This is a genomic window from Pseudomonas sp. PDM16 (genome assembly GCF_014851865.1).
Lineage (GTDB): Bacteria > Pseudomonadota > Gammaproteobacteria > Pseudomonadales > Pseudomonadaceae > Aquipseudomonas.
Genome location: NZ_JACVAM010000008.1, coordinates 155,184 through 168,239, shown reverse-complemented (window position 1 = coordinate 168,239; position 13,056 = coordinate 155,184). Strand labels below are relative to the sequence as shown.

9 protein-coding genes are annotated in these 13,056 nt (G+C 67.5%); 7 read left to right on the top strand and 2 right to left on the bottom strand.

Annotation, left to right across the window (positions count from 1 at the left end; translation table 11 throughout):
- Window positions 1-35 precede the first annotated feature (35 nt).
- The 4 genes from IB234_RS22555 to IB234_RS22540 all read left to right on the top strand — a co-directional run bounded on the left by IB234_RS22555 (window position 36) and on the right by IB234_RS22540 (window position 2,788).
- Entirely contained in the window at window positions 36-596 is a 561-nt protein-coding gene (locus tag IB234_RS22555) for a DUF4136 domain-containing protein (protein ID WP_192322087.1), read from the top strand.
- A complete protein-coding gene (locus IB234_RS22550) occupies window positions 593-1,081 on the top strand; it encodes a GNAT family N-acetyltransferase (RefSeq protein WP_192322086.1) in 489 nt (162 codons plus the stop codon). The genes IB234_RS22555 and IB234_RS22550 overlap by 4 nt, the downstream gene beginning before the upstream one ends.
- 51 nt (window positions 1,082-1,132) lie before the next feature.
- Window positions 1,133-1,576: a DMT family transporter gene (locus tag IB234_RS22545; protein WP_192322085.1), complete on the top strand. Its 444-nt coding sequence runs from the start codon at window positions 1,133-1,135 to the stop codon at window positions 1,574-1,576.
- A gap of 84 nt (window positions 1,577-1,660) precedes the next feature.
- Window positions 1,661-2,788: a GGDEF domain-containing protein gene (locus tag IB234_RS22540; RefSeq protein ID WP_192322084.1), complete on the top strand. Its 1,128-nt coding sequence runs from the start codon at window positions 1,661-1,663 to the stop codon at window positions 2,786-2,788.
- A gap of 16 nt (window positions 2,789-2,804) precedes the next feature.
- On the opposite strand, the gene pbpC is transcribed toward IB234_RS22540, so the two are convergent.
- Window positions 2,805-5,150 carry a peptidoglycan glycosyltransferase PbpC gene (gene pbpC / locus IB234_RS22535; protein ID WP_225580756.1) on the bottom strand — a complete coding sequence of 782 codons (2,346 nt, stop codon included), beginning with the start codon at window positions 5,148-5,150 and terminating at the stop codon, window positions 2,805-2,807.
- A gap of 114 nt (window positions 5,151-5,264) precedes the next feature.
- Between pbpC and IB234_RS22530 the strand changes: the two genes are divergently transcribed.
- Window positions 5,265-5,558: a hypothetical protein gene (locus IB234_RS22530; protein WP_192322082.1), complete on the top strand. Its 294-nt coding sequence runs from the start codon at window positions 5,265-5,267 to the stop codon at window positions 5,556-5,558.
- Window positions 5,559-5,606: 48 nt separating this feature from the next.
- On the opposite strand, the gene IB234_RS22525 is transcribed toward IB234_RS22530, so the two are convergent.
- A complete protein-coding gene (locus tag IB234_RS22525) occupies window positions 5,607-10,514 on the bottom strand; it encodes an alpha-2-macroglobulin family protein (protein ID WP_192322081.1) in 4,908 nt (1,635 codons plus the stop codon).
- A 143-nt stretch (window positions 10,515-10,657) separates the two neighbouring features.
- Here IB234_RS22525 and IB234_RS22520 point away from each other — a divergent pair, with 143 nt between their 5' ends.
- Window positions 10,658-12,004 carry an MATE family efflux transporter gene (locus IB234_RS22520; RefSeq protein WP_192322080.1) on the top strand — a complete coding sequence of 449 codons (1,347 nt, stop codon included), beginning with the start codon at window positions 10,658-10,660 and terminating at the stop codon, window positions 12,002-12,004.
- 12 nt (window positions 12,005-12,016) lie between these two features.
- Window positions 12,017-13,054, top strand: coding sequence for a sensor domain-containing diguanylate cyclase (locus tag IB234_RS22515; RefSeq protein WP_192322079.1), 1,038 nt, complete (start codon window positions 12,017-12,019; stop codon window positions 13,052-13,054).
- Window positions 13,055-13,056 lie beyond the last annotated feature (2 nt).

Genomic DNA, 13,056 nt, shown 5'->3' with positions numbered 1-13,056 from the left:
GTTCGATACGGGTTCAACCCTTGGAGGTTTTCATCATGTTCCCCCGCCTGCTGCTGATACCGCTGATGCTGTTCCTGGCTGCTTGCCAGAGCGTCAACGTCGAACGCGATTTCGACGCCAGCCGCGACTTCGGCGCCTACCGCAGCTGGAGTTGGCAGGAGCCGGCACTGCAGTACCGCCCGGATGATCCTCGGATCAAGAGCGACCTCACCGAGCAGCGCATTCGCGACGCCATCACTCAACAGCTCGACCAACGGGGCCTGCGTCCGGCCGCAGCCGGCGGCGCCGGGGACCTCAAGGTACAGGCCTGGCTGATCATCGACGAGCGCCAGGATCAGGTCAGCACCAACTATGGCGGCTACTGGGGTGGTTATTGGGGAGGCGGCTGGGGCGGCCCGGCGTACACCGAGACCCGCAATGTGGACTACAAGGTGGCCACCATCCAGGTCGACCTGTTCGACGGTAAGGACGGCAAGCTGGTCTGGCGCGGCAGCGCCGAGCAGGTCATGCGCCAGTCGCCGCCGACACCCCGCGAGCGCGAAGCCGCCATCCACACCACAGTAGCCAAGGTGCTGGGACAATACCCACCGCAATGAGCGACCAACTGCTTAGCCACCATCCAGCCAGCGACACCGATCTCGACGCCGTCGTGCGTTTCGTGCGCAACGCCGACGAGCTGTTCTATGCCTTTCCCAAGGCCCACTGGCCGCTGACCCGCGAACAGCTGGCGACCGCCTGCGCCGAACGCCGCGGCAGCACCCTGGCCCTGCTCGACGGGCGACCAGCCGGTTTCGCCAATTTCTATCAGAGCGAACCCGGCAAGTACTGCGCGCTGGGCAATCTGATGATCGCGCCCTGGGCCCGAAGCCAAGGCGTGGCGCGCTACCTGATCGGGGTGATGGAGCAGCTCGCGCGACGCGACTTTGCCGCTCGAGAACTGAAGGTCTCCTGTTTCAACGACAACACTGCCGGACTGCTGCTCTATGCGCGCCTGGGCTATCGCCTGATCGACCTGGTCGAACGCCCTCGGGGCGAACAGCGCGTGGCGCTGGTTCAGTTCTCCAAGGCACTTGGAAGCTGACCATCAGGACAGCAAGGCGCATACTACCCAGCCCATTTTTCGGAGACATCCATGCCCAACTGGTGGCTGCTCGCCCTGCCCCTGCTCGCCGGCGCCGTGATGCCGCTGCAGGCCGGTATCAACGGCCAACTGGCCAAGCACCTGTCCAGCGTCATGGCCGCCGCCCTGGTGTCTTTCCTGGTCGGCACCCTGGCCCTATTGATCATTGTCCTGTCGCAACGTGAAGTCTCCGGACTCGCGGCGTTCAAGGGGTTGTCCTGGTGGCACTGGAGTGGTGGCCTGATGGGCGCCTTCTTCATCGCCACTGCCGCCTTCGCCGGGCCGCGCATCGGCGCCCTGCTGTTCATGGTGCTGGTACTGGCCGGCCAGCTGGGCATGGCCCTGCTGCTCGACCACAACGGCTGGGCAGGCTTCCGTGAAGCTCCCATTACTGCCGGTAAGGCCGCGGGCCTTGCCCTGATCGTTGGCGGTGTCTGGCTCATTCGTCGCGGCTGACGACGAAATGCTGGCACTTTGCTTTCTTTGCCCGATTGCCAACGCTATGCTGCTGATATGCCGCATTTGTGATCACATCAGCACATGGCTCCCGACTCCCAGTTCCTCCGCAACACCTCCTTCATCCTTCTCCGGGAAAGCCAGGACACCCGCGTTCGCACGCGCCTGGGCGGTATCTACTACCTGCTCGCCTGGGTCCTGACCTGGAGTTTCAGCAGCGCACCGGGCGACATGCAAACCCTCGGGCTGACCGGCACCCTGTTCTTCGCCTTGATGATGGCCCTGCGCTGGCTGCACCGCCTGCCGGCCCAGCAGAGCGACGGCTGCCTGCGCCAATGGATCGACCGCCATTGGACACTGATTCTGATCACCAGCCTGGGCTGGGGCTTGGCCCATGCCTGGGCACTGCTGCGCCCCGAGTTCGAACCCTCGCGGATGATCGCCACCCTCAGCACCGTGGCCTTCAGCACTGCCATGGCCTTCAACTTCCCCATGCGCAAGGCCCGCTGCGTAGTGGCCATCCTGCTGCTGTACGCCCCAGGGCTGATTGCGCTGGCTACCCAGTGGGCCAGCCAGGAGGCGCTGGCGGTAACGCTTGGTTTCTACCTCAGCTACCTGCTGCTGGCGCTGAACCGCAGCCACCGCGAATACCATGCGACCCTGACCATGGAGCAGCAACTGGTCGACCAGCGTGAGCGCTACGATCAGCTCAGCCGTACCGACAGCCTGACCCAGTTGGGCAACCGTCTGCAGTTCAACAGCCTGTTCCCGGCCATGGTCGCCAACGCCCGGCGCCAAGGCTCACCGCTGTCACTGGTGTTGCTGGATATCGACTTCTTCAAGCGCATCAATGACGAACATGGCCACAGTAGCGGCGACGCCTGCCTGAGTGACTTTGCCGAGCACATGCGCCAGGTATTCCGCCGCGACAGTGATGCCCTGCTGCGCCTGGGCGGCGAGGAGTTCGGGGTATTGATGCCCGATACTTCCCTGGAAGAAGCCAGCAGTCTGGCCGAGCGCTTCCGCGTCGAACTGGCCACCGCTGGCTTCGAACTGAACGGGCAGTCCCTGCCGCTGACCACCAGCCTGGGTGCCGGCATCTTCGACCCGACCCGCGACGAGACCGCCGAAGCCTTCTTCAAGCGCGTCGACGACGCCCTCTACCGGGCCAAGGCCGAAGGCCGCGACCGCCTGGCGCTGGCCGACGTTTAGAGTCTGCCGCCCCGACTCATTCGCCGACCTGGAACTCCACCCGTGCCGTCGCCCCACTCTGGTCGAGCAGACTGAGCTGATACAGGCCGGCCGCCGACAGCTTCTGCTCGATACTTTCCCCCGGCTCGCTCTCGCCCACTGGCACGCCGTTGAGGAACCACCAACGCGTGCCGCTACCGCCCAGCGCCGAAAGCTTCAGCTGCAACGGCCCGACGCTGCTGGCCGGGCGGCGCAGACGATCACCCTCGCGCACCCCGACGATGGACAGCGGCGCCGTCGGCAACGGCAGTGCCGGCGGGCACTCGGCCGAGGCCACCGGCAGGCGTGCGGCACGCCGCTCGCGTCTTGGCAACCAGGGTTCCAGCGGTGCGGGCCATAAGGCGATCTGGGTCTCCCGCGCCCCCTCGCAGCTGGCCGCCACCTGACTGCCGCGCTCATCCAGCCAGACTCGCTGGCTCAATCCCAGCCCCAGCGGCTGGTCGGATGCCTGCAAGGTCGGCGGCGTGGTGCCATCCAGGGTCCAAGCGAAGCGCTGGCGCCGGCAGTTGGGGTCATTGCGTGGCAGTTCCTGGCCCAGCGGCCAGCAGATGGCCGCCACGCCGAGGCTCACCGGCACTTCCTGCACGGGCGGTACCAGGCCCCGCTGGCGGTCACGGTTGACCAGCAGATCGTGCACCTGCAGCAGCAACGGCGCGGCCGAAGCCAGGCCGAACTGGCCGGGCACCGGCGTGCCATCCGGCCGACCGATCCACACGCCGATCAGGTGCCGCGGGCCAACACCGATGGCCCAGGCATCACGGAAGCCATAGCTGGTGCCGGTCTTCCAGGCCAGCACCGGGCGCTGCACCAGTTCGGCCCGTGGGTCGCGATCCGGGCGCGCTTGCCCGGCGAGGATGCGCCGCACTATCCAGGCCGATCCCGGCGACAGCAGGCGCCGCTCATGCAAGGCGTCCTGCGGCTGCAACCGAGGCCGCGCAGCCAGACCAGCGCGAGCGAAGGCACTGTAGCCGGCCACCAGCTCCTCTAGCCGGCTGCCGGCGCCGCCGAGGATCAGTGCCAGGTTCGGCTCGGCGCCGACCGGCAGCGCCAGCGGCACGCCTGCTCCACGCAACTCGCCGGCGAAGCGCTTCGGCCCGTAGATCTCCAGCAGTTGCACCGCAGGCAGATTGAGCGAGGTGGCCAGCGCCTCACTGGCCGACACCGGGCCGATGAAGCCGGCGGCGAAGTTGCCCGGCCGGTAATCGCCATAGCGGCGCGGCACGTCCTGCAGCAGCGACTCGGAATGGATCAGCCCGGCGTCCATGGCCAGGCCGTAGAGGAACGGTTTGAGGGTGGAACCGGGCGAGCGCTGGGCGCGGATCATGTCGACATGGCCGAATCGGCGCTCGTCGCCGACATCCAGCGAGCCCAGGTAGGCGCGCACCGCCATGCTCTCGCTGTCCACCACCAGGATGGCCGCCGAGGTGCGCTCCGGCAGGCGCGCGCGCCAACCCAGCAGCAGATATTCCAAGCGTCGCTGCAGGTTGGCGTCGATTGTGGTGCGGATCAACGGCGGGCTGCCCGCCACGTTCAGCCGCCGCGCCAGCAGCGGCGCCAGATCGGGCTCGCGGCGCGGCGCCAACAGCACCGGCTCCTGCAGCGCCTCGTCCACCGCCGACTGCGGCCATTGCTGGAACTGCGCCAAGCGTCGCAGCACTTTGTCCCGTGCGGCCTGGGCGCGCTCGGGGTGGCGGTCCGGGCGCAGCCGACTGGGCGCCTGTGGCAGCACCGCGAGCAGCGCGGCCTCGGCGCGGGTCAGCTGGCTCGGCGACTTGCCCAGGTAGGCCCAGCTGGCCGCCGCCACACCCTGCAGCGTGCCGCCGAAGGGTGCGCGGTTCAGGTACAGGGCGAGAATCTCGTCCTTGGACAGGTGCCACTCCAGCTGCAGGGTGCGCCACAGTTGCTTGAGCTTGCCAGCCAGGGTCCGCTCGTGCGGATCGAGCAGGCGCGCCACCTGCATCGACAAGGTGCTGCCGCCGGACAGCACGCGCCCGCCACTGAGGTTCTGCCAGGCAGCGCGGCCCAGGGCCAGCGGGTTGACCCCGGGGTGCTCGTAGAACCAGCGGTCCTCGTAGGTCAGCAGCGCCTGCAGGTAATAGGGCGAGACCTGGTCCGGCGCCACCGGGTAGCGCCACACCCCATCGGCATCGGCGAAGCGCCACAGCGGCGTGCCGTCTTCGGCCAGCACCACACGGGCTAGGCCATCTTCCGGCAGCGGCAGGGGAAACAGCCAGTCGGCCGTCCACAACACTAGCAGCAGGGCGAGCGGCAACCCTAGCCAGGGTCGGCGCAGGAGCCACCAGAGGCGCGGAAGGGACGACATGTTCATCGGCTCGGGTACTTCGCCATGGACGGGCTCGGACGCAACGGGGGGAACTCGGCTCGGGCCCATGCAGCCCAAGCTTGAGGATCACCAGCAGAGTGTAAGGAAGGATCGATGGGAACCGAGAGCTTCTTCGAGCGACTGGGCGAGATACTGGGCAACTTCATTCGTGTCCTGGTCGAGGCTCTGACCGGCTTCTTCCGCATGATCGGTCAGGCCGGGGCCAACTTCATCGACGGGCTGTCCCGCTCGCTGGGCATGGACCCGAACTGGATCAGCATCCTGGTGCTGATCATCGGCCTGCTGTTGCTGGTCAGCGCGGTACGCGCCTTCCTGCGCGGCTCGATCATCTGGGGCCTGATCGTCCTGTTGCTGGCGCTCTGGGTGTTGAGCCTGCTGATCGGCTGAGTCTGCTGCTGGATTGGCGGCCCCGGCGCGTGCCGGGGCTGCCATCACTCAGCGCTCGCGCACCACCAGCTGCGCCGGTGCGGCGCCCACCGCGTTCCAGGCCGGGCGATACATCGACTCCACCTGGGGCGGCGGCACCCGGTAGGTGCCGGGGGTGACGGCGCGGGCCAGGTACAGCAGGTGGGTGGTGTCATAGCCGTTCACGTCCAGGGCGGCGACGAAGCGGTCATCGCGGAATTCCTGGTGCTTGATCGCGGCGTTCTGCATCGACTTCTGCCACTCCTTCACCGCACTGCTGGCGTCGTCCAGGCTGGCGGCGCTCTGCGCCAGATTCTGGTTCTCCAGCTCCAAGCCGGCCGGCAGCAGGTCCACCACCAGGGCGTCGGGCACCCGCTCCTCGGCGCGAACGGCCAAGTGCACCAGCACCAGCTGGCCGCTGGCCAGGTTGCCCAGGTCCAGCGGGCGACCGTCCAGGCCGTAGAAACCACGCTCGATGCTTAGGTTGTTGCCACGCGCGGCCGGTGCCGAAGTCGGATAACCGGAGATGGTCAGCTGCTGGTAGAGCTTGTCGGCGAAGCCGGTGCTCAGGCTCAGCGGCTCGCTCAGGCTGGCGCCCTCCAGCTTCAGCGCCGGCTGGCCGTTGCTCAGCTCACGCACCTGACCACCGGCTTCGAGCACGGCGTTCCAGCTCTTCTCCGGGGTCTTGATCAGGCCACGGCCGGCGAGGAACAGGGCGTTGCGCTCCTGGGTCGACAGGTAAGTCTGCAGGGCACGCTCCTCGGCCAGGCTGAACAACAGCTGGTCGCGGCTGCTGGCGCCCAGATCGTTCTCCTCCAGCAGGGCGTAGATCAACGCCTGGTCGCGCAGCGGGCTGCCGTAGTCGGCCAGCCACTCCTGGCGCTGGCGGCCGAGTCCCAGACCGAGGGCCAGGACTTCGTCGGCGCGCGGCTTGTCGCCCATCTTCTGCAGGGCCACGGCCAGCTGCACCAGCGGAAGGCCGGACTTGGCGTCGCCACGGCGGTCGTACAGCGCACGCAGGCTGCCCAGCGGCGCCTGCTGACTGCGCGCCAGCACCAGGCCGGCGTAGGCCTGCACGGCGAAGCGGGTGTGGTCGAGGTTGTCGCTGTAGCCGACGTCGACCAGCTGGCGATCCTGCAGGTAGCGCAGCAGGCGCTCGCTGGCCTTTTCCAGCGCCTCCGGCGGTACGGCGAAGCCTTGCTCGCGGGCGCGTAGGAGGAAGTCGGTGACGTAGGCGGTCAGCCAGAATTCCTCGTCGCTGTCCGAACCCCACAGGCCGAAGCTGCCGTTGTAGCGCTGCATGCCGAGCAGGCGCTCGATACCGATCTCAATGGAGTTGCGCCGTTTCTCTTCCGGCTCGCCTTCCAGACCAAGCTTCTTCAGCGTCGCGCCGTCCGCATAGAGCGACGGATACAGGCCGCTGGTGGTCTGCTCCAGACAACCGTAGGGGTAAGCCCTGAGCGCCTGAATCTGCTCGGCCAGGTTCAGCGGCGGACGGCTGGAGACGCTGAGCAGAGCCTCGCGCCCGGCCGGTTCGAAGGCCGCCAGGGTGCCGGCCGGCAGCTGCCAGCTGTCGCCCTGCAGCACGCTGCGCAGGTGCTTCTGCTGCGCCGGCCAGGCCGAACGCACGCCGATGCGCCACTCGCGGCTGAAGGCCGGCAGGTTCTCGCCCGGCAGGCTCAGGCCGTTGACCTTGACCCGCAGCACGCCGGTGCCATAACCGCCCACCGCACGCACCGGAATGCGCAGGGTGTGGCGCTGGGCCTGGTCGAGAGCCAGTGGCGCGCTGTGGCCGGCAGGGTCCGCCAGGCTGAGCTGGCCTTCGGCCTCGATCTGTACCTCGAGTTTCTGTGCGGCGCCGGACAGGTTGGTCAGGTCCAGGGCCACGCTGGTCTCATCGCCACCGGCGAGGAAGCGTGGCGCCGACAGCTCGGCCACCAGCGGCGCGGCAACCACCGTCTTGCCCTCGCCCATGCCATAGACCTCGTCGGTCCAGGCCTGAGCCATCAGGCGCAGTTCGCCGTTGAAGTCGGGGATGTCCAGGCTGACGTCGCCCTCGCCCTGGGCATTCAGCTCGATCGGCACGCTCTGCAAGGCGACTATGGTGACGCTGGTATCCGGGCGCTTGCCGCCCTTGGCCAGCGCCGCGTCGCCACCGAAGGCCAGCTTGGCCAGGCGGCCCTGGCCGGCCTCGATCAGCTGGCCGTAGACGTCGAGCTGGTCGACACCATAGGCCTTGCGACCGAACAGCTCGGCAAATGGATCAGGCGTCTTGTATTCGGTGATGTTGAGGATGCCGACGTCCGCCGCCGCCACCAGCACGTTGACCTTCTGCGGCACGCTGCCGTCGGCGTTCTTCGCCTGCACCTTGACCTTCAGCGGCTGCTGCGGGCGCATCTTCTCCGGCGCCGTCAGGCTGACCTGCAGCTGACGCGGCGCACGGTCGAACGGCAGGTGCAGCAGGCCCACGGCACGCTTGGGCGTGGCATTGGCCTTGCGCTCGCCGGGGCGGATGACCAGGGCGCTGACGTACAGGTCGTGCCGCGCCCAGTCCTTGGCCAGGGGGATGTCGAAGCTCTTGCCCTCGGCGGGCACCTCGATCTCTTCCCACCACAACGGACCATCGCTGGACTCGACCATCAGGTAGCCGCTGCCACCGGACGGCGGCGTGACGGTGACCTTGGCCGTGTCGCCGGCAGCATAGGCGGGCTTGTCCAGCGCCAACTTGACCTGGTCCGGGCGCACCGCGCCGCCTTCGGTGTTGTCCTGCCAGGAGTAACCGGCCCAGAAGCGCAGGCTGCTGGTGAGATCGGTCTCGGGGTCGGTCACTTCCACGCGGTATGGGCCCCACTCCACCGGGAAGCTGACCTTGGCGGTGCCGCCGGCGGCGACCTTGATGCCCTCCTCGCCCAGGTTGAGGAACTTCTCGTTGTAGTGGTAGTTCCAGCCCTCGCTCTCCGAGAAGCTCCAGTAGTAGTCGCGCCGCTCACGGATCAGGCGCACCTGCAGGTTGTCGCTGGCCAGCTTGTTGCCGGCCGGGTCGGCCAGCAGCACTTCGAATTCGGCCAGGCCGTCGCCATCCACGTTCTCGCCGTCGAACAGGCCGCGCAGGCCCGGCAGGCGCTCGGCCGGCCACACCGGCTGCACCAGGCGGCGGGTGATCGGGCGACCACCGGATTCCTGCAGGCTGGCCTGGAGGATCAGCTGCAGCGGCGACTTGGCCTCGGCCCAGCGGTTTTCCACTTTGAGCGTGGCCTTGCCCTGGGCGTCCAGGGTGGTCTCTTCCAATTCCAGGTCCTGGCTCAGCTCCTCCTCGGTGACCGAGCCGAACTGGTAGCCGGGCAGCGCCTTGACCGCCTCGCGCAGCGGGCGCACGTAGACCTGGCCGGTGAGGCGATTGCCGGAAGCCGGCGCGCCGTAGAGGTAGCGGCCTTCGACCTGGAAGCGTGCCTCGTCGCTCGGCTTGATCGGGTTGTCGCTGCCTTTCAGTTCCAGGGCCAGGCGCTCGGGGAGGAAGTCCTCGACGAGGAATTCATAGATCTGCTGGCGACCGCCGCCGAAGTCGAACAGCAGCTGCCAGCGCCCGGTCGGTGCCTCGCCGGCCAGTTGCAGTTTGTACTGGTACAGACCGTTGTCACCGGGCTCCCAGACGAACTTGCGGCTGACCTGCTCGTCCGGCCGGCGCACTTCCACGTTGACCGGCTGCGGCTTCACCGCGCGACCGTCGGCATCACGCAGCAGGGCGTTGAGCAGCACCAGCTCACCCGGGCGATACAGGTCGCGCGGGCCGAACACGAAGAACTGCAGCGGGTTGGCCACCGCACCGGCGATGTCGAACTCGGCCAGGTCCAGGGCTGGGCTGCCAAGGTTGAGCAGACTGGTCTGCTCGCCCTGGCGGGCGATCAGCACGGCGGCCTTGTCCGGCAGCGGCAGTTCGGCATGGCCGGCGCCGTCGGTCTTGGCGCTGGCCAGCACCTGGCCGTTACCGCCGAGCAGTTCGACCTCCACGTCGGCCAACGCCTTGCCGCCCTCCAGGGCCTGGGCAAAGGCGTCCAGGCGACCGTGGTAGCGGTGCACGGACAGGCCGATGTCGCTGAGGGTGAACAGGCTCGCCGGTTGCGAATAGTTGTAGGTGCCCGCCTGGCGCATCACCGCCAGGTACACGCCGGGCTGCTTGAACGGCTCCAGGCCGGCAATCGGCAGCAGCAGGGTCTCACGGGTGTTGCGCGCCGGGTTGAGGTCGAAGCGGCCGCTATAGACCAGCTCGGCCATCGGCAGCAGCTCGCGCGACTGCCAGGTGTCCAGGTTGGAGCTGCGGCCCCACTGGGCGAGGAAATTGGGCAGCGACTCCTGCTTGATGCGGAAGAACTCGACGTTGACCTTGTCGACGTTCAGCGCGATCACCGGCAGGCCTTCGGCCAGGCGAGTCGGCAACAGCGAGCCGCGGCTGGCGAAGCCGACGGTGGGCTGCAGGTCGCGGGTGTCGAGGGTGGCGCTGTACTCGGCGGCCAGTTCGCTGCCGTTGATCGCGCGCAGGCCGCGGTCAACCGACAGCACCAGGCTGCGCTGTGGCTCCAGGTGGCGTAGGCGCAGCTCCATCAGGTTGTCAGACAGCTCCCAGGCGCCGTCGACCTTGCCGGTCTTTTTATCCACCAGATGCAGCTTGGCAGCGAAGTCCTGCTCCGGGTCCAGCGGCACGCTGAAACTCACCGACAGGGTGCTGGCGCCGTCCAGCTGGATTTCCGAGGCATCCGCCACGCTCAGCTCGCGGCCGGCGTAGCGCTTGCTCAACTCGGCCTTGTCCAGCGCCGGGCGGGCGGCATCCTGCTGGGCGGCAGGTTTGTCAGGCTGAGGAGCGGCAGGAGTATCGGGGGTGGAGGAATCGCAGGCGCTCAACAGAGCAAATGCGGCGGCCAGAAACAATCCTTTGTACGACATGGCAGACTCTCGGAAGAGTGGCGAGGGAGGTTCAGCACTATAGCCGAGCAGCCCGCCCCCTTCGAGGAACGGGCACGCAGTTCGCCGCCGCTCGGCGACAGACCGGACGCCACCTATAATTCGGCCTTTTGCCGGGAGCGCCCATGTCCGCACTGCTCGACGCCTGGCGCCATGCACCGACCCATCGACGGGTCTGGGCGATGGCCGCGCCGATGATCCTGTCCAATCTCTCGGTGCCGCTGGTAACGCTGGTGGATACGGCAGTGATCGGCCACCTACCGCAGACCCAGCAGCTCGGCGCGGTGGTGGTCGGCGGCAGCCTGTACGCCATGCTGGTCGGCGTATTCGGCATCCTGCGCATGAGCGCCACCGGTTTCGCCGCCCAGGCGGTCGGCCGGGGCGACGGCGGTGCGTTGCGCCTGGTGCTGCTGCAGAGCCTGGTGCTAGCCGCCTTCATCGCCCTGATGATCGGAGCGCTGGCGATTCCGCTGAGCGACCTGGCGTTGCAACTGATGCGTCCTTCGGCCGAGCTGGACGCGCTGACCCGTGACTTCTTCCACGCCCGCCTGTTCGGCCTGCCCGCCACGCTGGCCTGCTCTGCCCTGGTCGGCTGGCTGCTCGGCACGCAGAACGCTCGCGCAGCGTTGGCCGTGATGCTGGCCACCAACCTGCTCAATATCGTGCTCAACCTGTGGTTCGTCCTTGGCTTGGAGTGGGGCGTGCTCGGCTCGGCGCGCGCCTCGGTGCTGGCCGAATGGTGCGGCGCACTGCTGGGCCTGCTGCTGGCCTGGCGCACTCTCGGCCGCCATCCGGGGCGGATGCAGATCGAGGCACTATGCCAATGGCGCGGCTGGCAAGCACTGCTGGCGGTGAACCGCGACATCCTGATCCGCACCCTGGCCCTGCATCTGGTGTTCTTCCTGATCACCGTGCAGGGCACGCGCCTGGGCGATGCCACCGTGGCTGCCAACGCCCTGCTGCTCAATGGCCTGCTGGTCGCCGCCTTCGCCCTGGATGGTCTGGCCCATGCGGTGGAGGCATTGTGCGGCCACGCCATCGGCGCCCGGGACCGCGTCACCCTGCGCCGCTCCCTGGTGGTGGCCGGTGGCTGGTCGTTGTTCGGCAGCCTGCTGTTCGCCCTGCTGTTTCTGATCGGCGGACGACTGTTTGTCGACCTGCAGAGTGACATCGCCGAAGTGCGCAGCGCCGCCTACCCTTATCTACCTTACTTGGCATTGTTGCCGCTGATCGCGGTGTGGAGCTACCTGCTCGACGGGCTGTTCATCGGCGCGACGCGAGCCAGGGAAATGCGCAATGCCATGCTGGTCAGCGTGGCCCTTGGCCTGCTGCTTGGCTGGCAGCTGCAGGGGTTGGGCAACCACGGCCTGTGGCTGGCTTTCCTATGCTTCATGTTGATGCGCAGTTTGACCCTGGCCATCCAGGCTTGGCATCTGCGCAGACGCGATGCCTGGTTCGGCACCGATCACTGAGCGGAGACGGATATGCTGCCTGCCCCCTGCCCTGTCGATGAAAGCCAGCGCCAGCAGGCGCTGGACAACCTGGATGTGCTCGACACTCCCGCCGAGATACATCTGGACACGCTAGTGCGCCTGACCCGCGAGCTGTTCGAGGTGGAAAGCGTGCTGATCAGCCTGGTCGACCACGATCGACAATGGTTCAAGGCACGCATCGGCCTGGATGCGGCGGAAACGCCACGCGATATCTCCTTCTGCGGCCACGCCGTGGCGGCTCGCAATCCGCTGATCGTGGAGGACGCATTGAAGGACCCGCGCTTCGCCGACAACCCGCTGGTCATCGGCGCTCCCTTTATCCGTTTTTACGCCGGCCAACCGCTGTACAGCAGCGACAACCAGCCCATCGGCACCCTGTGCATGCTGCACGCAGAACCCCGCAAGCTGAGCCAGTTGGAGCGCTTCCGCCTGCGCGACCTGGCCACCCTGGCGGAGGGCTACCTGCAGCTGCGCAGCGTCAGCCAGCAGGCCCACAAGCTGCGCCAGGCCGTCAACCGCGAACAGCGCAAGGCGCTGATCGACCCACTGACCCAGCTGTGGAACCGTACCGCCCTCAGCCAGCTCTTCCCACGCGAGCTCACCACTGCCCAGAGTGCCGGGCTGACGCTCGGCCTGATTTATGGCGACCTCGACCATTTCAAGCTGATCAACGATCAGTTCGGCCACGCTGGCGGCGATCAGGTGTTGTGGGAGAGCTCCCGGCGCATGAGCGCCGCACTGCGTCCGGACGATCTGCTGGTGCGTCTGGGTGGCGAGGAATTCGTCGCCCTGGTGTCGGTGCACCATGCCAAGGAGCTGGGCCACATCGCCGAACGCATGCGCAAGGCCATCGGCGATGCCCCCATGGCGGTGGCCAAACAGACGAAGCAGATGACCATCAGCCTGGGCACTGCCCTGCTGCTGGCCGGAGAGAGTCAGAGCGAACTGCTGGATCGCGCTGACCGCGCGCTATACCTTGCCAAGAACCAGGGCCGCAACAGAACGGTCCACGCCGAACCAGCCACCTGAGG